At 31.9% G+C, this 20,488-nt stretch carries 33 protein-coding genes; 11 read left to right on the forward strand and 22 right to left on the reverse strand.

The window, feature by feature from the left end:
* Positions 1-3 precede the first annotated feature (3 nt).
* From ACW9W4_RS06120 to ACW9W4_RS06135, 4 genes are read right to left on the reverse strand one after another with little or no spacing between them, the layout of a single operon-like run.
* Positions 4-357, reverse strand: a complete 354-nt coding sequence (locus ACW9W4_RS06120; RefSeq protein ID WP_457761592.1) for a hypothetical protein — start codon at positions 355-357, stop codon at positions 4-6.
* Positions 350-1,396: an anthranilate phosphoribosyltransferase gene (gene trpD / locus ACW9W4_RS06125; RefSeq protein ID WP_457761593.1), complete on the reverse strand. Its 1,047-nt coding sequence runs from the start codon at positions 1,394-1,396 to the stop codon at positions 350-352. Before trpD ends, ACW9W4_RS06120 begins: the two co-directional genes overlap by 8 nt.
* Positions 1,393-1,989, reverse strand: a complete 597-nt coding sequence (locus tag ACW9W4_RS06130) for an anthranilate synthase component II (protein WP_457761594.1) — start codon at positions 1,987-1,989, stop codon at positions 1,393-1,395. Before ACW9W4_RS06130 ends, trpD begins: the two co-directional genes overlap by 4 nt.
* Positions 1,986-3,335 (reverse strand): anthranilate synthase component I family protein, encoded by a 1,350-nt coding sequence (locus ACW9W4_RS06135; protein WP_457761595.1) that lies wholly within the window; start codon positions 3,333-3,335, stop codon positions 1,986-1,988. The genes ACW9W4_RS06130 and ACW9W4_RS06135 overlap by 4 nt, the downstream gene beginning before the upstream one ends.
* A gap of 148 nt (positions 3,336-3,483) precedes the next feature.
* Here ACW9W4_RS06135 and ACW9W4_RS06140 point away from each other — a divergent pair, with 148 nt between their 5' ends.
* On the forward strand, positions 3,484-3,672 hold the full coding sequence (locus ACW9W4_RS06140) for a hypothetical protein (RefSeq protein ID WP_457761596.1): 189 nt from the start codon (positions 3,484-3,486) through the stop codon (positions 3,670-3,672).
* An 87-nt stretch (positions 3,673-3,759) separates the two neighbouring features.
* A complete protein-coding gene (locus tag ACW9W4_RS06145; protein ID WP_457761597.1) occupies positions 3,760-4,116 on the forward strand; it encodes a helix-turn-helix domain-containing protein in 357 nt (118 codons plus the stop codon).
* A gap of 7 nt (positions 4,117-4,123) precedes the next feature.
* Here ACW9W4_RS06145 and ACW9W4_RS06150 read toward each other — a convergent pair whose 3' ends face one another.
* Complete coding sequence (locus tag ACW9W4_RS06150; protein ID WP_457761598.1) at positions 4,124-6,766, reverse strand: DEAD/DEAH box helicase; 2,643 nt, start codon at positions 6,764-6,766, stop codon at positions 4,124-4,126.
* Positions 6,767-7,218: 452 nt separating this feature from the next.
* Here ACW9W4_RS06150 and ACW9W4_RS06155 point away from each other — a divergent pair, with 452 nt between their 5' ends.
* The 3 genes from ACW9W4_RS06155 (at position 7,219) to ACW9W4_RS06165 (ending at position 8,792) form a co-directional block, all read left to right on the forward strand.
* Positions 7,219-7,467, forward strand: a complete 249-nt coding sequence (locus tag ACW9W4_RS06155; protein ID WP_457761599.1) for a hypothetical protein — start codon at positions 7,219-7,221, stop codon at positions 7,465-7,467.
* A 210-nt stretch (positions 7,468-7,677) separates the two neighbouring features.
* The gene (locus ACW9W4_RS06160; RefSeq protein ID WP_457761600.1) at positions 7,678-8,085 is read left to right on the forward strand and encodes a hypothetical protein; all 408 of its coding nucleotides are present in this window, start codon (positions 7,678-7,680) and stop codon (positions 8,083-8,085) included.
* Between the two features lie 59 nt (positions 8,086-8,144).
* Positions 8,145-8,792, forward strand: coding sequence for a PD-(D/E)XK nuclease family protein (locus ACW9W4_RS06165; RefSeq protein WP_457761601.1), 648 nt, complete (start codon positions 8,145-8,147; stop codon positions 8,790-8,792).
* 1 nt (position 8,793) lies between these two features.
* Here ACW9W4_RS06165 and ACW9W4_RS06170 read toward each other — a convergent pair whose 3' ends face one another.
* Genes ACW9W4_RS06170 through ACW9W4_RS06180 form a run of 3 tightly spaced genes read right to left on the reverse strand, consistent with a single transcriptional unit; the run spans position 8,794 to position 9,969 of the window.
* The gene (locus ACW9W4_RS06170; protein ID WP_457761602.1) at positions 8,794-9,471 is read right to left on the reverse strand and encodes a hypothetical protein; all 678 of its coding nucleotides are present in this window, start codon (positions 9,469-9,471) and stop codon (positions 8,794-8,796) included.
* Between the two features lie 47 nt (positions 9,472-9,518).
* Positions 9,519-9,644 carry a hypothetical protein gene (locus ACW9W4_RS06175; RefSeq protein WP_457761603.1) on the reverse strand — a complete coding sequence of 42 codons (126 nt, stop codon included), beginning with the start codon at positions 9,642-9,644 and terminating at the stop codon, positions 9,519-9,521.
* A gap of 43 nt (positions 9,645-9,687) precedes the next feature.
* The gene (locus ACW9W4_RS06180; RefSeq protein ID WP_457761604.1) at positions 9,688-9,969 is read right to left on the reverse strand and encodes a hypothetical protein; all 282 of its coding nucleotides are present in this window, start codon (positions 9,967-9,969) and stop codon (positions 9,688-9,690) included.
* 356 nt (positions 9,970-10,325) lie between these two features.
* Between ACW9W4_RS06180 and ACW9W4_RS06185 the strand changes: the two genes are divergently transcribed.
* Positions 10,326-10,499, forward strand: coding sequence for a hypothetical protein (locus ACW9W4_RS06185; RefSeq protein ID WP_457761605.1), 174 nt, complete (start codon positions 10,326-10,328; stop codon positions 10,497-10,499).
* 39 nt (positions 10,500-10,538) lie between these two features.
* Entirely contained in the window at positions 10,539-10,835 is a 297-nt protein-coding gene (locus tag ACW9W4_RS06190) for a rhodanese-like domain-containing protein (RefSeq protein WP_457761606.1), read from the forward strand.
* A gap of 5 nt (positions 10,836-10,840) precedes the next feature.
* Here the strand turns inward: ACW9W4_RS06190 and ACW9W4_RS06195 are convergent, their stop codons facing one another.
* Positions 10,841-11,191: a hypothetical protein gene (locus tag ACW9W4_RS06195; RefSeq protein WP_179363493.1), complete on the reverse strand. Its 351-nt coding sequence runs from the start codon at positions 11,189-11,191 to the stop codon at positions 10,841-10,843.
* Between the two features lie 70 nt (positions 11,192-11,261).
* Here ACW9W4_RS06195 and ACW9W4_RS06200 point away from each other — a divergent pair, with 70 nt between their 5' ends.
* Positions 11,262-11,486, forward strand: a complete 225-nt coding sequence (locus ACW9W4_RS06200; RefSeq protein WP_457761607.1) for a hypothetical protein — start codon at positions 11,262-11,264, stop codon at positions 11,484-11,486.
* Positions 11,487-11,683: 197 nt separating this feature from the next.
* Here the strand turns inward: ACW9W4_RS06200 and ACW9W4_RS06205 are convergent, their stop codons facing one another.
* The 10 genes from ACW9W4_RS06205 to ACW9W4_RS06250 all read right to left on the reverse strand — a co-directional run bounded on the left by ACW9W4_RS06205 (position 11,684) and on the right by ACW9W4_RS06250 (position 16,719).
* On the reverse strand, positions 11,684-11,986 hold the full coding sequence (locus ACW9W4_RS06205; RefSeq protein WP_457761608.1) for a hypothetical protein: 303 nt from the start codon (positions 11,984-11,986) through the stop codon (positions 11,684-11,686).
* Positions 11,987-12,145: 159 nt separating this feature from the next.
* A complete protein-coding gene (locus tag ACW9W4_RS06210; RefSeq protein WP_457761609.1) occupies positions 12,146-12,409 on the reverse strand; it encodes a hypothetical protein in 264 nt (87 codons plus the stop codon).
* Positions 12,410-12,426: 17 nt separating this feature from the next.
* Positions 12,427-12,597, reverse strand: coding sequence for a hypothetical protein (locus ACW9W4_RS06215; RefSeq protein WP_457761610.1), 171 nt, complete (start codon positions 12,595-12,597; stop codon positions 12,427-12,429).
* Positions 12,598-12,625: 28 nt separating this feature from the next.
* Positions 12,626-13,672 (reverse strand): hypothetical protein, encoded by a 1,047-nt coding sequence (locus tag ACW9W4_RS06220; RefSeq protein ID WP_457761611.1) that lies wholly within the window; start codon positions 13,670-13,672, stop codon positions 12,626-12,628.
* Between the two features lie 377 nt (positions 13,673-14,049).
* Entirely contained in the window at positions 14,050-14,517 is a 468-nt protein-coding gene (locus ACW9W4_RS06225) for a hypothetical protein (RefSeq protein WP_179363499.1), read from the reverse strand.
* 66 nt (positions 14,518-14,583) lie between these two features.
* Entirely contained in the window at positions 14,584-14,817 is a 234-nt protein-coding gene (locus tag ACW9W4_RS06230; RefSeq protein WP_179363500.1) for a hypothetical protein, read from the reverse strand.
* A 433-nt stretch (positions 14,818-15,250) separates the two neighbouring features.
* Positions 15,251-15,397, reverse strand: coding sequence for a hypothetical protein (locus tag ACW9W4_RS06235; protein ID WP_457761612.1), 147 nt, complete (start codon positions 15,395-15,397; stop codon positions 15,251-15,253).
* Positions 15,398-15,497: 100 nt separating this feature from the next.
* Positions 15,498-15,854: a hypothetical protein gene (locus tag ACW9W4_RS06240; RefSeq protein ID WP_457761613.1), complete on the reverse strand. Its 357-nt coding sequence runs from the start codon at positions 15,852-15,854 to the stop codon at positions 15,498-15,500.
* 32 nt (positions 15,855-15,886) lie between these two features.
* Positions 15,887-16,474 (reverse strand): hypothetical protein, encoded by a 588-nt coding sequence (locus ACW9W4_RS06245; protein ID WP_457761614.1) that lies wholly within the window; start codon positions 16,472-16,474, stop codon positions 15,887-15,889.
* A gap of 41 nt (positions 16,475-16,515) precedes the next feature.
* The gene (locus ACW9W4_RS06250; RefSeq protein WP_179363607.1) at positions 16,516-16,719 is read right to left on the reverse strand and encodes a hypothetical protein; all 204 of its coding nucleotides are present in this window, start codon (positions 16,717-16,719) and stop codon (positions 16,516-16,518) included.
* Positions 16,720-16,780: 61 nt separating this feature from the next.
* Between ACW9W4_RS06250 and ACW9W4_RS06255 the strand changes: the two genes are divergently transcribed.
* From ACW9W4_RS06255 to ACW9W4_RS06265, 3 genes are all read left to right on the forward strand, one after another.
* Entirely contained in the window at positions 16,781-17,035 is a 255-nt protein-coding gene (locus ACW9W4_RS06255; RefSeq protein WP_457761615.1) for a hypothetical protein, read from the forward strand.
* A gap of 213 nt (positions 17,036-17,248) precedes the next feature.
* A complete protein-coding gene (locus tag ACW9W4_RS06260; protein ID WP_457761616.1) occupies positions 17,249-18,148 on the forward strand; it encodes a matrixin family metalloprotease in 900 nt (299 codons plus the stop codon).
* A gap of 538 nt (positions 18,149-18,686) precedes the next feature.
* Entirely contained in the window at positions 18,687-19,223 is a 537-nt protein-coding gene (locus tag ACW9W4_RS06265) for a hypothetical protein (RefSeq protein ID WP_457761617.1), read from the forward strand.
* A gap of 184 nt (positions 19,224-19,407) precedes the next feature.
* Here the strand turns inward: ACW9W4_RS06265 and ACW9W4_RS06270 are convergent, their stop codons facing one another.
* The 3 genes from ACW9W4_RS06270 to ACW9W4_RS06280 form a co-directional block, all read right to left on the reverse strand.
* Positions 19,408-19,674, reverse strand: coding sequence for a hypothetical protein (locus ACW9W4_RS06270; RefSeq protein WP_457761618.1), 267 nt, complete (start codon positions 19,672-19,674; stop codon positions 19,408-19,410).
* An 88-nt stretch (positions 19,675-19,762) separates the two neighbouring features.
* Positions 19,763-19,894 carry a hypothetical protein gene (locus ACW9W4_RS06275; protein WP_457761619.1) on the reverse strand — a complete coding sequence of 44 codons (132 nt, stop codon included), beginning with the start codon at positions 19,892-19,894 and terminating at the stop codon, positions 19,763-19,765.
* A 247-nt stretch (positions 19,895-20,141) separates the two neighbouring features.
* A complete protein-coding gene (locus ACW9W4_RS06280) occupies positions 20,142-20,459 on the reverse strand; it encodes a hypothetical protein (RefSeq protein ID WP_457761620.1) in 318 nt (105 codons plus the stop codon).
* Between the last annotated feature and the right edge of the window lie 29 nt (positions 20,460-20,488).

Raw genomic sequence — 20,488 nt, forward strand, 5'->3', positions numbered from 1 at the left:
GATCTACACATCAGAGCTCGTCGGCAGCGTCAGATGTGTATAAGAGACAGCTCTTACCTTCATGAAATACTCGGGAGAGCCATGAAATAGGTGTGGTTGAGTCAAAACTGAGAGTGCTTTTGAGCCTCCTGCAATCATTTGCTTTGCAATGCTTACAGGGTCTGTCAGTATTCTAATTTTACCTAAAGATGGCGATGCAAATTTTACCTCTGTAAGTAATGTTGCATGAGGATTTACATTAATTGTGTGGATAAAGTCTTTTGATGATTTTTGCAAATTTGCATCCACCTCATAAACTCCATCATTGATTGCCATTTGTGAATTATTTACTAGTTTTCGTAGAATATTTTCAGCCATTAGTAATCTCCTTTAATTTTGAGATATCCCCTGTATCTTGTACAAACTTTTCTAATAATGAAAATGCTTTTCCGTTCTTTATTGTATCTAGTGCAAGTTCTACTGCTTCCTCAAAGTTTTTAGAAATATTTGCAACGATCAATCCACCTGCTGCATTTAGTGCTGCAGTTTCAATCATTGCTTGGTTTGCAGTATTATTTAGTACACCTACAAATGATTTTATCGCATCCTCTTTTGTACTAATTTGAATATCTTTTAATGCTGATTTATGCAATCCTATAATTTCCGGATCAATTGCATTCATTAACACTTTGTCATTTTTCAATACACATACGCGATTAACTGCACTTGTTGAAAATTCATCCATTCCGTCATCAGAACGAACTGTCATAATATTTTCAGCCCCTTTTCTTTTCAGTAATAATGGTAATCTATCTAAATATTCAATTGAGAATACTCCGACTAGTTGATTTTTTACTCCTGCTGGATTTGATAGTGGCCCTAGAAGATTAAATGCTGTTCTTTTGCCCCATTGCTTTCTTGCTACTGATACATGTTTCATTGCTGGATGGAATTTTTGTGCAAACATAAAACAGATGTTGTGTTTTTGTAGAATCTCTGAAATTTTTGCAGGTTCTAAATTCAAATCATATCCAAAATATTCAAAAATATCTGCACTCCCTGAAACTCCTGAACTTGAACGATTTCCGTGCTTTGCTACCATTCCACCTGCTGCTGCTACCACAAATGAGGCTGTAGTGGATATGTTAAATGTCTGGAGTTTATCGCCCCCAGTTCCGCACATATCGATGAGTGTCCCTTGATTTTTAACCTCAACTTTGAGTGAAAATTCCTGCATTTTATCAAGCATTCCTAATAGTTCATCATCAGTTTCTCCCTTGTCTGCCAAATATGATAAAAAATCTGCATTTTCTAAATCGTTTGTTTTGCCAGATAGAACGTCTGTCATGACTTTGTTCATCTCATCATATGTGAGGTCTGTTTTTTCTTGTAGTTTTGAAATTATATCTGTGATCATTTTTTTCTTTCCTTTACTTGATTGATAAAATTGCCTAGAATCTTTTTTCCATCTTCAGTCATTATAGATTCTGGATGAAACTGCACCCCTTGAATTAAAAATTCTTTATGTTCAATTGCCATTACTTCTCCATCATCTCCTGCTGTAGCTATAACTCTGAGCACATCTGGAATTATTGTTTTATCTCCAACTAAGCTATGATACCTTGTTGCTCTAAATGGATTCTTTACTCCTGCAAATAGTTTTGATTCTATGTAATTAACTGGACTGGTTTTTCCATGTCTTACACATCCGGCATTGGTGACTTTTCCTCCAAATACATCAATGATTCCTTGATGTCCTAGACAAACTCCTAAAATTGGAGTGTTTGGTCCCATATCTTTGATTACTTCTGAACATACTCCAAAATATTTCTTATCTTCTGGTGTTCCTGGTCCTGGGGAAATTATAACTGCATCATAATTTTTATTTTTAATTTGTTGTAGTGTGATTTTGTCATTTCTAATCACATCGCACTCTACTCCGAGCTCTCCTAGGTACTGTGCAATGTTGTATACGAATGAATCGTAATTGTCAATGATTAAAAATTTCAACTTGTTGCCTCCTTTAATGCTTGAAGCATTGCTCCTGCTTTATGTTCAGTTTCCTTGAATTCATTTTCTGCAATAGAGTCTGATACTATTCCTGCACCGGATTGGACAAACCCTTTGCCATTTTCTATGAAAATACTTCTAATTGCAATTGCAAAGTCACAGCATCCATTGTATGAGAAATATCCTACAGCTCCTGCATATGGTCCTCTGGCTTCAGTCTCCAATTCATCAATAATCTCCATTGCTCTGACCTTTGGGGCTCCTGATACTGTTCCTGCTGGAAATACTGCCTGAAACGCATCAAACATGTCATTTTCAGGTGCCAAATTCCCTACCACGTGACTAACTATGTGCTGAACGTGACTAAATCGCTTTATCTCCATTAATGATTCTGGATGGACAGTTCCATACTTGCAAACTCTGCCGATATCATTTCTTCCCAAATCCACAAGCATTGTGTGCTCTGCCAGTTCTTTCTCATCATGAATTAATTCTTCAGATAATGCCTTGTTTTTTTCCTCATCATCTGTAATTTTCCGAGTTCCTGCAATTGGGAATGTCTCAACTTTATCATCTGTAATTCTAACTAACATTTCAGGTGATGCTCCGATAATTGTCTTGTTTCCTTGTTTTAGATGATACATGTATGGTGAAGGATTTAGTTTTCTCAGTGTTTTGTATAGTGTTAGATTATCTCCTGTTGTATCAAAAGCAAACTTTCTTGATAATACCACTTGGAAAATATCTCCATCATGGATGTATTTTTTTGCCTTGTTTACAATTTCTGAATATTTTGATTCATCCATGTTTGGTGCTACCTCACTTGCATGGAATTTTTCAAAAGTATCATCACCCATCACAAATTTGTCAAATCTGTTTTCACCATGATAAAAGTAGAATAGTTTTTCATGTATTTTGTCATAAAGAATTCCGTCATCGTAAATCCCAAATTCAATTAACGGTTGCGGTGTATTGTGAGAATTGCTTATGTTCTCTACTAATCTGATTGCATCATAGTTTACTACCCCTACTGCTCCTCCTAAATATCGATAACTTTGATCATCTGATTTTCCTAATAGTTTTTTTAGTTCTTCAAATGGGTTTGTAGTTTGAATGGTTGTAGTTTTTCCATCTTCAATAACTTCTACTTTGTTTGAATATCCTTTGAGGATTATTTTTGGGTCAAATCCCATAACTGATGTTTCAGCTAGAACTTCAGGCCCCGTTAGAGATTCAAAGAGAAATGAATGCGAATAGTTTCTTGAAATTTTATTATAAATTTGAAATTGGTTTTCAGATAAATCTAGTGGTATTACTTTTGCTTGTGTCTTTCCAAAGGTGTCCACCCATAAACAAAATTTTAGTGGTTTATTATTTAAAGTGATGAGATGATTCTGATCTGTTTAGTTTTGTTTGAAATTATTGATTTCTTAGGCATGTTACTATTACGGTATAGTACGGTACCTTTATAGTCTAGTTGATCGTATCATGGACATGCAGGGGACAACACAAGGAATTATGCAAGACATGCAGATTTTCAATAGAGAGGAAACATCTACGTCTGTTAGCAAAGTAGAGTGCTACGTATGTGGAAAAGGCCTACAGGAAGGACATTCCATCACGGCTAAAACATTACCTAATGGTATTGTATTGTTTTGTGATATACACTATTCATTACAATAAACAATCTAATTTTTTAGATTATTCTTGTCGATCTGTAACATCAAAATGAGACATATGCTTATTGATACAATTTAGCTATTACAAGACATGGCATTAGTTGAATCCCAACAAACCTCTGATAATGAATATAAAAATATCTCAAATTTGATGAAATCTGTTTTAAAAAAACATGGGTTAACTGAAAATGAACTCAAAGTATATGATCACTTAATAAAAAATGGACCACTACATGCAAATCAAATTGGAAAAGATCTTAACATTTATCGTACTGAAATTTATCGATTATTGAATTCATTACAAAGTAAAAAAATAGTTGATTTGATTTATGATAAACCTTCAAAATTTGTTGGGATTGATTATGCTAAAGCCCTAGATCATTTGATTAGTGCACAGATTGGTAGATTGAATGAACTTAGACTGGTAAGAAATTCATTGTTAAAGTAGAGATTATTTACAATGATTGAAACGCCATGAGAAATTCTTTTGCACCTTTTTTTGTTAATTCTTTATTTTTAGTCTGACAATAACCTGTCGTAAATGTACATTTTGGACATCCTCCCCAATTCTTTTCATCTTTCTGATTTTTATCCGTTGGACAATCACAGTCGTTTACCAGTGAATGCCCTGTATTGAGTATCTTTTCAAATTCATCATAGATGATTTTACTGCATCCATTAAATCCATCTGATGAATTGTCATAAATGTAGATTATTCCTTTTTCATAATATACATCAATATCACTTGATTCAGCTTTTGTTAAAATTTTACTTGCATTTACTAGAACATGTGATGTGGTGTGAACTATGGGGTCATTAACAATTGGACTTTTTGAATCAGAATTATTTTTTGAAATAAATTCAGGAGGAAGTATTATGCTAACTGCTGAGTGCTTTGACTTCCAATGAAAGTTCCTCCAAGATGATGTGTTGCCACCATTATACATTTCATATTGGTCTGTTGTTTCATTATAGTTTCCTTTCATGTATCCTGTAATTGTTCTATCGAGAGAAATAATTCCGTAGCGCAGAGATATTTTCTTCTCTTTGAAATTAATTTCTCTGTGGATGGCTTTACCTTCAGATGTTTGAATGATTGAAGTTCTAACTATCGGGATGGTTCTCTTTTGTTTTTCATATGATTTTACAAGGTATGCTCTTGCACCGTTTTGAGATTTTATCAATGAATTTACTTCATAGTTTTGTTTATTGAAATGATAGATTGCCTTTTGATGTAATTGATAATATCCTACAGGAACTCCTCTGGTTCCTATTTTTCTTGAATTATAGTAGATTGAAATTTCCCCTGATGCTCCACGTAAATTTACACTGTTTGCAAAGTCAAAGAACTGGGATTTGTCTGACTCATCCATTGCTTGATCTTCGATATCCACTGACTCCTCATGTTTTTCAGAAATTATTGGATTTTTCTTGTTAATTGGAATGACGTGGTCTTGTGATAGATACTCATCAATATGTCGTGCAAAATAATGACATGCTGCATCATCTGGATCAAAAACACAAATTGCATATGATTTCTGACCCTTTCTTCCTGCTCTGCCTATTCTTTGAATAAACGAATCAAACTCATTTTTGAATGCAGAAATAACTACATCCACATGTCCGATATCTATTCCCAATTCTAAAGTTGGAGTACATGATAGTACATCTAACTCACCTGCCTTCATTTGAGATTCATACAGTTTCCTATCTTTTTGATCTAGCCCGCCTCTATGTATCTGAATTCTAATCCCCCTGTTTGCCTCTTCAACATTTGATGCTAAAAATTCTGCATCATTGTGAGAGTTGCTAAAGACTAGTTGTGTTGAATTATTCTTGTAACAAATTGATGAGAGCATCTCCATTGTAGTTCGTTGTTTGAATTTTCTAGGCATCACAAAAAACATATGCATATTTTGTTTTCGTCTAAATTTACTTTTGATGTATGTGAATGACTCTTCTGGTAAATCAAACATGTTTGAGAAAAATTCTTTTGAATTGTCAAGTGTAGCTGACGCGCCTACAAACTGGACTTTGCCCATGAATCTTTTCATTCTTTTTAACACGTGATACACATTGGAGCCATGAAAACTAGTGTAGGAGTGTGCCTCATCCATTACAATAATTTTTGCATTCTTGAATAGTTCATTCCATTTTTTGTCTTGTAAAATTAAATGGTAATTGATAAAATCAAAATTTGTTGCAATGATTAAAGATTTTTGGCTTGCATCAGAAATTATCATGTCTTTGTAATCTGCACTTTGTCCTCCATGAATCGAGTAAACTCCCATTTTGTCTGATAACTTGCATTTCTGAATTAAATCTGAAATCTTTGATACTTGATCATCAATTAACGCATTAAGTGGATACACAAGTAAGGTAAAAACTCCTGGAGTTGGATTTTCTGAAATTTTTTGTAAAACTGGTATTACAAACGCTTCAGTTTTTCCAGACCCTGTCGGTGCTGAAATAATTGAATTTTCCCCCTTTAGAATTGCTCTTACAGATTCTTCTTGGAATGGCAATAACCCAGTGAATCCATACTTTACCAATCCTTTGATAATATTTTCTGATAGTACATCACTTAGAGTTCCAATTGGAATCTTTTCAGCTTCTGGCGCGATTAGTCTTTCATAGTGAATTAGTGCAAGGGATTCTTCTTTGTGCCCTTGAATTATTTCTCTGATGATTGGGTCATTATCAATTAATGATTTTGGAATTTTAGAAAGATCATACATGATACTTTCCGGCAATGCAATTTTGTTTTCAGGTTCCTTTGGTTTTGGTTTTGCATATTTTTTTATTTCATCTGGATAATATGACATTCCAGATTCTGATGGGCCCTCACATCTGTGTGGCTCGTCTGTCCTTGAATCAATTGGGATAAATTTCCCGCTGTCTGACTTGAATCCTTCATCCCAGTAAATTTCTGCACCACAACCTTTGGAGCACTGTTTAGTTTTTCCTGAATAATTCACACCATATGTTGGAGTTTTAACTAGGATTTTTTCGGGATTGCATTTTGGACAAACCCATGGACCGCCAACATCTTCATAGCTTTGAACTAGCCTAGAATCACAGTTGGGACAAAATTTCATGAATAAATTTTTAGACTAAACCACCATTAATGAACCGATGAGATCAAATAACTTGTCATTATTTTTTCATTTCTGACTCCAATATTGACAAACTAAAAGACAAAACATAATTTAATTTCAAACCTTCCATATTCCACATTTTTGATGGTATTAGTTGGAAGTTGAAGTATTGTCTTCTCTGTGTCTATAATTATAATGACATCTCTTATTGCAAAACCAATCCATTCCTCCTAGGTATTCTACACGGTCGGATTTGCCACAAAATGTACATTTTATGAAATGCTTCATATTTTTTTCTTTGTTCATATCATTTTTTTCCTTGATTTATGGTACAATACATCGTTTATAGTGTAGATGAGGTATAATAATGCAGAATGATTTTTTGGAATTTACTTCAATTAAAGGCAATATTTGGTATGATGAGAATTTTTTACTAGGGATTAAAAAATAAAATGACTAGATTTGATAATGTAAATGAAAAAAATTATGGGAAAATAAAAAGAGGATTAAAAAAGTCATTTAAGACAATTCCTTGCCTCAGTGATAGTAGATCTATAGTTGAAACTTTTGATATAGTTTTAACCAATTCTAAATTACCTGTTACCTATTTTAAAACAAAAACACTTGAAATTAAAGACGATTCTTCAAAGGATTCAAAAAAAATAATTGAAGTGGTACAGGGCATACTGAACATTGTTTAGAGGATATTATTCTCAGTTTAATCTTGAGTAAATCACTAAAAACCTAAACGTATAAGACCAAGTTTTGTGTATAGGAAATATGGGATGGAAAAAAACTTTAAGCAAATTTTGCATCATGAAAAAGGTTAGAGACAAGGCAAACGAGCCTGAGGAAGAGTAATTTTCATAATTATTTAAAAAATTATTAATCAATTTACTGCAAATACAATGATGCCTTTAGACAAGATGCCAGAACCTGATGAGTATGTTCTTACACACAATTCAAAGATATTACACGCAAAGGGAAACCCTATTGCATGTATAATTGACAACCAAAATGATTCTCGCTATGCCTCACTGCCAAATGATCCTTCATTGAAGGCAAGCTTGATTGGGTTTTTAAATAAACACGATGATCTGGGACTACTGATGGGGTTTAAATTAAAAATACAAACTGACACTGAATTTTTAGAGTATACTGTATACCCTGATGAGGAGTTTATTGATACTGTAATTTATGATGAAACAATTCACATTATCAATGATTCAATGGAGAACCTTTTCTCACTGAGAAAAATTATCACGGATCAATTTGTAAAAACTAGATCTGAGTTTGAGAAATTTAAAAAAATGATGTGACCTCCAAATCATTCAATAACTACTAGAATCAAAAAATTTTAGTGATAAGTTTTACACAGATGCTAAAGGCAAGAGAGCCTACCCTTTTGGATAGGGAGGATGGACATTGGTATCAGACCAAATTTGACAAAATTTATCCTTCAATCAGTACTATCCTTTCGGCAACTGCTCCAGAACATAAGAAAAATGGATTGCAATCGTGGAAAGAAAATGAGCCTGCTCATGAATACATTACAAAACAAGCTCAAGACATTGGTACGCAGTCACACAAAATAATAGAAGACTATCTTAGCAATAGTCTTACAATGGAGGAATTTGATTTATTACCAATTGCACATTTTAATAATTTGAAACCTTTTCTTGATAACATTTCAGATGTCACATGCATTGAGCAGAAAATGTATTCTGACAAACTACAGGTTGCAGGGACTAGTGACTTGATTGCAGAATACAATGGAGAATTATCTATTATTGATTACAAAACAAAGCGCAAGCCTCAGATTGATGAATACATGTACGAATATTATTTGCAAACTACGTGTTATGCCCATATGTTTGAGGAAGTAACTGGTCAGAAAATCAACCAAGTGGTAATCTTAGTTAGTAGTGAGAAAAATACTAGGCAGGAATTTATCAAAACATGTGATGATTATGTAGTGCCTATGATGGACCGAGTAGAGAAATACTATCTGAATAATTTACAATAAATCAAGAGAGATTATCTAATTTATTATCTAATTCTTGTACTTGTTTTGTCAAATCATTGACTAAATCATCAAGACCATCTGAGTTTTTTTCATCTTTTTGCGTTTTGCCGTTTGACCAATCAAACATGGCTGATAATATTTCCATTGCTTGGGATGAATAGTCTGATAAATCTTTAATGTTTAATTGTATTTTGTTTTCCTTCTTGTGGTTAATTATTAAATTGCCTATTTTTTCAATTACAAATTGCTGCTGTGTTGTTGCTTCTCTAAAATCAAGTAAGAATAATCCTCTGATGGAATTTTGTAATTTATCATTATAGTTCATTTTTTTACAAATTCGTTCTATCATTTGTTCTAATGTGGTATCTTTCCCAAAACCTTCATCTAGTTTTATTGGATTGATTATGATTTTCAAGAATTTCTTTATTGCATCAAGATGAGAATTAATATATGATAATTCTGAATAAATAATAAAATTTGTCAACTCTTCATTTTTTGTCTCAAATGTATCTAATTTACTAATTAACTCACTCATTGAATGTGAGAATGACTTTCTAAATTTAATAAAATTCCTGAAAAATTCCTCATCGAGATATTCATTGTTAAACTGCACTAGTCCTTGTAATTCTATATCCTTTAGAATTACAAATGTAGCTTTATAGTTTGGATCAAGAGTCAATAATTTTTTAAAATTTCTGTGAACTTAAGCTTATTGGAAATTAAATTCTATTCTTCTGATTCATCATATTTTTCATCTTGCACATACCCTTCTTTGAGTTCTAATTGATGCGATTCTTCTTTCATTTCCTCTTGATCTTGTTTTTTTAATTCTTTTTCTGATTCTTTAGACATGTAATGAATTTTATTTTATTACATATTAGGGGGATCTTAATTTTCAGGTTTGATTCTTTGATTTATCATAACTTTTTTTCCAACCTTTCCATCTACTCCTGAATTCTATCTCTTCTTTTCTTTCTATGATCTTTCTACGATTCATTTCCAGCTGTTTCATCTTTTTTTGTAATTGATCCCATTCTTCTTTAATTTCTGCCCTTTTGATGGGATCTTTTGTACTTCTGTACTCGTGTTTTAGAACTGCCCATTGCTTGGTTACCTCATCAATCTCATAATTTACTGCTATCAATTCCTTTGATACCTCTACAATTGGTTCATCCATTGACTAATTATTGAGCGATCTCCAAACTTAATCTTATTGATTATTTTTCATTTTTGGAATTAAAAAATGAACATACTGTTAGCTATTGGTTTGTGGGATTTGAAAAGAGAAGATTATCTCTTTGAATACCCTATACTACTCTATGATGACTGAGAAAGAAATTCAAATATTGAAAAAAGAATTACTTGGGAAAATTAATTCAGGAGATAATTCCTACTATGGGCTATCTTTAGAGAATCTAGTTTTAAAAAATTAATTTTTTTTATTACTATAATTAGTTCCAACTAATTAGAAGAAGCTAATTAGGGGACTCTAATTTTCTTATCGTTTAAATCCACCAATGATTGTTTTGTTCTATGAAACAAGACTCATGTAGACAATGTGGTAATGAATTACAAGTTAACAAAAAATGTGATATTTGTAACAAAGAAAACCAATTCTATTGTAATGAGTGTGGTTATGAAACAATAGAACAAATTCATTTTGCATGTATGATGACTAGTCATGAGAAAACTTCTGTTACAAACTAGATTACACAGAAATAAATTACACTACAAATAACACCAATCATGGCAGATAAAATTACTGCAAAAGAACTAATGTCACAAAAAAATGATTTTGTAATCATTGATGTCAGAGAATCTGATGAACTAGAGGGTGGAAAAATTGAAAACTCTATTCATATGCCTTTGGGGTTGAGCATTAGAAACGCAAAGAAAAAACAGATTGAAGACTATAGGAATAAGAAAATCTGCACTTATTGTGGAACAGGCTATAGGGGAAACATTGCAGCTGATGAACTTGTAAAAGAAGGATTCAATGCAGTTACTTTAGACGGTGGTTATTCTTCATTGAACCAATCTTAATTTTTTTATTCATTCCAGATTGTTTGTGTTTTAAGCCAGGCAATCAAATCTTTGTATAGTTTACTTTTTTGCATGTTTAACACGCCAATTTCTAAATTAGTTGAGGATTTTACTGTCTTTGTATAATTCTCATAAACTGCAAAAATTATCTTATCTAGAAACATTTCATTTTGCATCTCTTTTTTTGCCAATTCTTCGGATTCAGTCATTGCAAAGCTTGCAAATAATACTCCATCAACCCAGTATGCATTTGCTGCATCTAATGATGACATCATGCCAATTAGATCGTCTAGATTTAACTTTATCATGTCTCTGACGTAGATTTTGTCATATGGTTTATGGACAAATTCTGTCATGACGTTTCCTTTTTGTTTGGTTTAAAGAACATTTTGGAAATTTTATAACTAGTTTTTTTAGAATGATGTCATGAGTGATGATGAATCATCCGAACATGGAATGTTTGTAACTGAATTTCCAAAGAAAGGCTTTGGAATTGTTGATTATCTTCAAGGACGGATGCATTTTTCTATAATGGACCAGATGAAGCTAATGCACAAATCAGGAATGAGTCAAGAGGAAATCAAAAAGACATTGCTTTCAAACATTACTGAGATTATAGATAATTTTGAACCTGAATCAAAAAGTCCTTGAGTCTAGTTTTGTAGATTCTGCCATGATGATTTTGTGACATTTACATGTACAATTAGTATGAGGCATGTCATTATCCATTCTGTATTTGCACTCTTTGGTGTGCTCTAACATCATTTTTTAGAATCCTTCTTTACCATATTATGATATTTTTCATATACTAGAAAAGAGTTGAGTTTTTTTAAGAAATTATTACAAAATCAGGATTTTGCAATATCATAATCTTCCTTACCGTTGCCAAATTTCTGAGTAATGATTTTCACTCTGTATTTTTTCCCTTTTTGAATATCTTGAGATAATATTGTCGGTTTACCATTATCATAAAATTTTGCAACGATCATTTTTCTTGATGTGTAAAAGTTCTTTACTCCATCAAATGATTCTTCAGTTTCAATATTCACTTCAGTGATTGTTTCTTTACCTACTTTTCTTTCAACGCTTTCAACTTTTACAATGGTAAAAACTCCCTTGTCGTCTAGTTTTGAAAGTGAAGATTCAGCCATATTTTACTCATCATCTTGCCCGTCAGTATTGATATTATCACATTCAGGCATCGACATTGAAATTTGATCATTTTGTTTTATTAAAAAATCTAATGTATTCATGAATTTTCTACCGTACTTTTGAACTTAAGCGTATTGCCAAAAGAGTTTAGAATTTTATCACTCAAAATCCCATTCTGGAACAAAAACAATTTCATCTCTTCCTAAATTCAACATAGAAAATGGCATATTCTTTGTTAATCTCATCGTTGGTTCATAACAATTTAGACTATTGCAGTCCAAGCATATCCAACTCCCTCCATCTACATGAGTCATGATCATTTGTAGATCGTCACTATTACAATGGTAACACGCCTCTGGAATTTGTTCTAATTGTCTAGCCCTTGAAATTATTAATCTACCATCTTTATCATAATCAGCCATTAGGTTGTCTGTAAAAATTATGAACTTAAATCTTGTTTGGATGCTTTCTTCAAATCAAAATATTCTACTAATGCATCACTGAATTCTTTTAATTTTATTTCATCAAACTTTGATTCTTTTAATTCTTCCCAATTTTTTTCAATATTTTCTTTGAGAATGAAAAGAGTGCGCTTGTCATCACAATGCATGATTGTATACCTTTAACTCCGAATTTATCTATATTGTTGATTCCACTGGGATGGAAATTTTCTTTTTTGCAACTTTGACTGCAATAATTCCCATTATGGCTCCAGGTATGGCCATAAATCCTAGATTTATCGCCAATGTATCTGCAAATTCTGGAAGTAATGTATATCCTGAAACTCCATTAAACACGTAAAACTGAATGAATGACATTCCCACCAAAGGCATACTGTACACCAAAAACACTGCACCAACTAGTGCACCTGCAATTTCTTCTTTGAATTTACCGATTTTAATTTTATTATTAATAATTCCATCAGCAACTAATGCTGTGATCATTGGAACTGCAAACCATGGCAGATATCCCCACAATGCAGTGGCTGGAATGACATTTGCAGTTACATTGAGAATTATTAGTCCTGCAGCTGATGCACTAACCCATCCAAATTTTTTCATGGATTTTGCAGCTCCCCAGAAAATTAATGTGCAGAAAAATGGCATAGTGACTGCAAGAATAATTCCTGCAACATATGGATCAGGATTCAAGTTTATTGTTTCTCCATTAGAAATTGGTAAGGTAAATTGAAAAATAAACGCAATTACGATAAACCATAATGCTGAAAATCCCACTGTGATTGATGGTTTTGTCACTTTGAAATTGTATTGAATCATTCTAGTTAATCCTATGACAATTCCGACTGATTGTATCAAAATCCCTGTAATTAGCGTCAAGTGTGTTGGACTAAGTAATCCATCTGTTCCAAATAGTTCATGCCATAGATAATCCCCAGGACCTGCAACAATCTGGATTATGCTGCCAATAATTATTAATTTTAATCCCAAAGAAAATGATTTGTGGAGTATTTCTTTATCTTTAACAATCATCCCTAATGCTGCAACTGCTGCAATCAGTGATATTCCAACTCCGGAATATAACACTGCATGGGGTGGCGTGAAAAATGATTCAGGAGCCCCTAAAGCATGACTTGTAATGTCCCAACTTCCTCCCCATATCTCTAAAACACTGCCAAATAATGAAATAACTAAAACAAACGTTAGTATTTTTGGTGTTAATTTCATATTACAAGACAAAAAAGTATCTTTATCAATATTGTGAATTAAAAAATAAATGCTTTAGACTGTCTAAAGCAGTTCGTCAGTGATATTGGATTTCTCCAGTTTGCACCAACAGTTAGGACTGCAAATGTTTCCAGACAATTTATTCGTCTGACACTAGCCAGGAAAGGCCTATTGCTTCTTCCCAATTTTGTTGATTATTGTTATCTTCCATATTATACCATTGGAGAATTTTCTATTTAACGAAGATGAACGATTTCTCAGTACAATTTCTCAGTACGAAAGAGTAGTAATGCATTATATTCAAATTCAATAATTATTGTTACCCGACCATACCTGGTGAAGATTCAATCCTAGAATTTTTGAATCTCACCTTTTCTTTAATTCTGAGAGTTTGCAGTTTTCTCGTAATAGTATTCTTGCCTTTTCAAATCTTTCTCAGAAATAATTCGGCATTTTCGCATTGGAACTAGTCGTGAAATTTGTTCATATGTGTTCATGTCTCTGACATCTGCAGCATATGCAATTTGTAATAGTGGAGGCTTTTCAATTATCATTGGTTTTGCCTGTTCATACCCTCCACTCTGTCTCATGCCAGTTCGAAATAATCCTAGGTGGCTATTGTTTTTTGAAATTTGAGGATCCTGATAACAACAAATTGCAAATTCATCATTTTCTTTTTCAATAATAGTTAATCTCGTAAATTTATCACTCCAGTCTTCAATCTCTTTGGCAATGGCTAATGCCTCATTTTTATCCTCAAAAACTGTGGATACTACTAATCTGTCTTTTTCATATGCCCAAGAAATCCCGTAAAAGTTGTTCTTCCACGTAATATCTAAAGACATGTTTTCATCTGATGTCTATTCAAATTAATGCTTTCTAATTCTCTAGTCTAATTAAAAAAAACTAATCTAGCACTGTTTCTCACATTCACATTGTCTGCTAGTAAACAAATTCTTGAATGCTTCAAATCTTGACTGTCCAATTACTGGTTTTTGTCTCCCGACAATTTTGAATAGATTGATTCCAGTCTCAGAGCTAGTTCCCTTTAGTGCCCATGATCCATTCTTCATTAGATATGGTTTTGGATTGTTCATAGACACTTTCTTTTTTGCTTTGATATCATATGCCTCTATTGTTGACATGAGCCATGATGTAAAAATTAGTATTACAGATTTAAAGTGAGTTTTTTCTCAGTGTTAAGCTTAAAAATAATATTTCTTTATGCCTGCTTTAATTTTACAAAAATAAATTATGGTGTGATTGGGGTTATCTCACAATCACACTCTTCTCTTTTTCCACAGTATGGACAGTTGCAGTTGCAATAAATCAGGGCAACGCCGCATGTTCTGCATTTTGTATACTCTGCAAAGTCATCGTTCATGATATTATTTTGTATGGTGAATTGATAAATCACATGTAGTAAATTCTAAAAATTAGTTTTATTATTTTGATTTTACTAAACAAATGTTTGAAAAATGGCTACATGATCTTTTATATCTTGAGCCTGAATAATTATTGACGCCTTCGTTTAGTGGTCTAGGCATGCTATAAACGACCACTATTCCAAGACGTTGGTTATCTCTTTTTCAATAATGCTTCTTCAGGAGTTTTTTCTTTGTTTGATTCCAAATGCCAATTATGATGTTTCTTCCAATGAGTTTCTAATTCTTCAGTAGTTGGTTCTTTTCCTAATGGCGTTCCACATAATTTACACTGTATCATTTTTTACCTCTTTTTGTTTTTTCTTTTTTGGTTTTATTATGGGATGACATTGCACGGGTAAATTTTCATCATCCATGTATTTTGAATTGTTAATTTGGAATTAAGAGTTTTCTTTTTTTGGTTTGGGTGTCACTTTGGATTTTTTATTGTTATCTCGATATTTCTGCCTCTTTCTTTTTTGTTCTAAATCTAATATTGAATATATTTTTCCCATTTCACATAATTTCATCTCCCCTGTATAATCATCATGAATTGATTCAAAGGAGCCACTTGATAACAATTCGCCTACAATACTCCATGCCATATCTTCAGATACATCAAACTTGTATGATATGGTTGAAACTTTGGTGAAATATCCATTTTGAGAATTTCTCTTTACAAAACTTTCTACCTTTTGCTCTGCTGTCAATGATGGTTCTCTTTTTTTGAAATTTCTATATGGTTTTCTCTCAGACATTATCTCACTATACCTTCATCTTGTATTTTAGATCAATCTTTTGAATGTAATGTGTCCGGATCATTGTTGCCTGGTAGATATTTATCTCCTAACTTGTTTTGCATTCTCTCATCAAATTCTTCTTGTAATCGTGTGAGGTATAGTTCAGCTTCTGTTTCATCGTCTGGTATTCCAGTATCTGTATTAAAATTAAATCCAGTTGCTAGATGATAAAACTCCTCGAAGAATTCTTTACAGTCAATTACATCAGCTTTTTCATCTATTCCTACCACTAGAGCGCCATTTTCTATTCTAAAATTGAGGCAAACTTCCTCTTCTATCATGATATCTGCCATAACTGACATGAGGTATGCTACATATTTTGAGTCCAATTTACCTTGATCTTTATTTGAAATCCATAATTCGTAGCCATCTAGAAAATTATCAAACGTCCTAACTACAATATCTCGAATAAATACATCGGGATTTGCCATTTTTGTATTCCATGATTCAAAACTATTACGTTCTGCATAGACTGTATCAAAAGTTAATTCTTCATTTAGTTGCTCAAACTCCCAAATCTGTTTGTTAGTCCACATTGGGGAATGTTCTTGAATTAATTTTTTGGTACTTTGATCCAATGAAATTTGTGTTTTTTTCTTCTGTTTAATCTTATCTTGACCTAGTTTATTCCTGATTTTAGAAATTCTATGGTGCATTCAGCAAGTTCTTTACTTGAATGTTTTTTGATATCGTGTTTGCAATTTGGACATATTCCTGATTCTTCTTCTGTAAATTCGTCCCCCACTTGCTTCATACAGCATTCCATTAGTTCTTCAGTGGAATGTGATTCCATTGCAAGTTTACATGTGGGGCATTCAGTCAAAGTTGAATTCCTCAAAACTCGGTTGTTATTAAATTATATTTGATTTTACAAATAACCTGTTATGTCCAATATTGATAAATTTCAAAACAAATTACATTGTATATGTAATGAATCTGTAAATTTTGAAATTATTGATGATATTGAATGTGATTGGGGGAGCCACACTGTAATTCAATGTCCCAAATGTGAAGAATTATTTTCAATTGATTGTGAATGTCCAGCTTTTCAAAATGCTATGAAATTAATCTCATTAAATGAAAATTTATTTTCAGATGAGCAAAAATCTAATTATTTGAAAAACTCTCATCCAAATTAAAGTTCTAGGCCACAGATAAAGTTGGTAATCAATGTCGAGTGCGTTAGGCGATTACCAACATCCAGCTATTCTATGGCAATAATTCTAATTTGATTATTCTTTTAAAATAAAAAAGTATGAAAAAGTTGATTTAGTTTATCAAAAAATTCAATTGAGCCTGATTCTATTAATTTAATGGAAAGTTTTAGGTACTCCACTTAGTAAAACTGATTATTGAAAACAATTGTTGTGATAATTATACTATTGGTGGGTTTTGGTTATGTCTGGTATGCTGATTTACTCCCGTTTAACACTGAAACTAGTAAGGGACTTTCACCATCTATTGAAAATCTTCAACAAATATCAAATGTAGTTACATCTAAAGATCATCAGATTATTTATTATTCTTTTGAAGATGTACCTGATGTTCCAGATAAACAGATTCCAATTGATGCATTAAAAAAAGCGATAGATACTTGGGAGAAATATAATCCTAATTTAGAATTTATAGAATCCAAAAATTCTAACATTGAAATAAAATGGCAAAAATATGCATCCCCTACACACACTGGTTTGGCAACATGCAATACTGTTTTGTTTGGAATTTTAAGTCACTGTATATTGGACATATCTATCGGTGCACATGATTGTAATTCTAACTTTGTTCAAAATGATGAAAATATGGTTGTAAATATTTTGATGCATGAAATTGGACATACGATGGGGTTGGGTCATACTAGTGAGAAAAACCACTTGATGTATTCTACTGAATCTCCTCAAATTGATTATAACACTAAAGGATATTCTATCCCTGAAAGATTTGAAGAATTGTATGTTGGACAAAAATTATTATTATCTGAAGAAAAAGAAATTGAATCTCAAATTAAATTGTTAGATGATAAAATTGCACGTGAACAATCACAATACGATGAATACTATAAACAATATGAATTTTATGAAGGAAAGACTCTGCCTCCAAAAGAATTTGAAAAAGCTCAACAAGCTCATGACAAATTAAATACACAAGCAGAAAAAGTAAATGACTTGATTGATCAACAAAATGAATTAATCGAACAAATCAATGAAATATTGAATCAACTTGGATGCAATCCTAATTTTGAAATTTTATCTTAATTATCCAAATAATAAAACTAATCCTACAATTAATGCAGCTACTGAAATTCCCATCCATATGTAGAATTTTTTCATCATGAATAATCTCTAAATTGTCTGAGATTAATAGTTTAGAATTATGAAAGCAAGCAAATTTGATATCTAATCATCGGCCCTTTGGGGGTTACAGTAGATATCAAATCCGCAATCATCTTGCTTTCAATATTTGTATTGATTGGTATTTTGAAAAATTCATAAAATTGACCATGTCTTGAATTTTGATCAAAAAGGGTTGAAAAAGTGATCCATTGCCACATCCTGTGATGTTGAGCCTGGTATTTGAAAAATTCCATGCAAGAATAATTTTGTTCAATTTACACACACGGTTTCTTTTAGTCTAATTTGTTAATCTATAACAGAGTCATCTGTTTGACGGCATCATACATTGCCTTAATTGACCATACCTAGAATTCCTTTGCCGTCAAACACTCTTTTCTAATAATTAATTCATACCTAAAAAATAAAGAATAATTTTATTCTCATAGAAATACGGCTAGATATGGGCGAAACAATCACTTTGGAGTGGACTTCCAATTTTACACTTTCATGGTCTGACTTTCAAGCAGAATCAAACCCTGCGGTGTTTGAAGACAGTCATAGTGTAATAAAATATAGATTCACTTGGGTTGTTGATTCAGACATAGTTGATAGAAATATTGTTTTTCTAATTAATGATATTTCCCTCTTTGTAGAGTTTCATCCTTTATTGTCTTGGGTACGAAAATCTGAAGCAAATGAATCGTTGCTAAATCATGAACAAGGAAATTTTGACTTGGCTGAACTAGTAAAACGTGAAAATATGATGCATCTGCAAGAACAATTTTACAAAAAACATTTTTCAACTCGAGGCCAAAATGATGAACAACGAAAACAATTTGCAAAAGAAGATTCTGGTAAAATGATCAATGAACAAGTGGAAAAATTACAGAATCTCTTCAATGAACGTTCTCTGAAATATCAAAACGATACAAATTATGGAAAGAATTTTGATGAGCAATTAAAATATGATTTGATTTTTAAACAATTGCATACATAATTTGTCTTGTAGTGTATTCTGATTTCTAATACATGTATAATGCATTTGTAATTTATGAAAAAGTAGATGTAATTTTAATTCAAATATGATGAATTATTAGAATTTAATTTAAGTCATATTGAAAATAAACGGTTATGATGAGTAAATTTAAAAATTTTGTATCTTATACTGAATCTTTGGATGATTAGGTTCTATGTTCTATAATTTTATTTTCAGGAACTGAATTAATGTAATTTACAAGGCTTCTATAATATTTTAAATGGAAATTTAAATCTCTTATTTCTGTTTGCTTTAATTCTTCAAGCTCTGGACCAAAATCTGCGTTGTTTGTTTCAATGTGGTTTAATGTATTTTCATTTACTTCAATCATGTGGAAAAGACTGTGTAATACTTCTCCCTTTGTGAGAGTTTTATCGCATGATTTTTCCAATAATGTTTCAACCCAATCCATATGATTTGTAAAAATAATTCTTATATCCACTCCCGAATTTGAAATATTCTGACCTTTGCTCTATTTTTTTTAGTCTAGGCTTGAAAATTTATTTTTTAGATGCCTGTTTCTTTCTTTCCATGATTTCTTTATTCCTTTCAATATCTGAATGAACTTCAACATGGTTGTATAGCTCTTCTTTTGAATCAAACAATTGCTCACAATAATAGCACTGATGCATTTCATTATTACCACTTTCTAAGTTAAATTGCTTTCTTGAAAAATATAAAAATCACTCCTAATAATTTGACAAAAAACTATCTTTTGAAATTATATGGCTGATGATCTATTCGTATTACAATCCATTTTTTTATCTCTTTTTGTGCTAAATCTCCAAAATACACTTTATGTAATTTTTTATTTAAATTGGCTCAGAAACGATTTTTTTATTAATTATATGCAATTTTAGTGGAACGCAGTAAAATTGTCTAATGTGTTTCTATTTTTATTTCTGCATTGCACACAGGAATATCCCCAGTTTCATTTTTGAAATCTTCAATTAATTGCAGTTGCATTTCTTTTGGATTTTCTGAAAAGACTCTCTGATAGAATGATGTTTTCTGTTTGCATTCATCTCCCTCAAATTCTGTATCAACATATTTTGCAAATTCAGCTTCCAGACTATCTGTTTCTCCAATGAAAATTACATCTCGTTTTCTGTTATACAAAACATACACTCCTGGATTTGCTTTTACATATTGGGAGCTATCTGTCCACACTCTCATTTTATCCTCTAATAATTCCATGATTTATCATAGTGGCACTAGATATTAAA

It is taken from the genome of Candidatus Nitrosopumilus sp. bin_7KS (assembly GCF_054095835.1).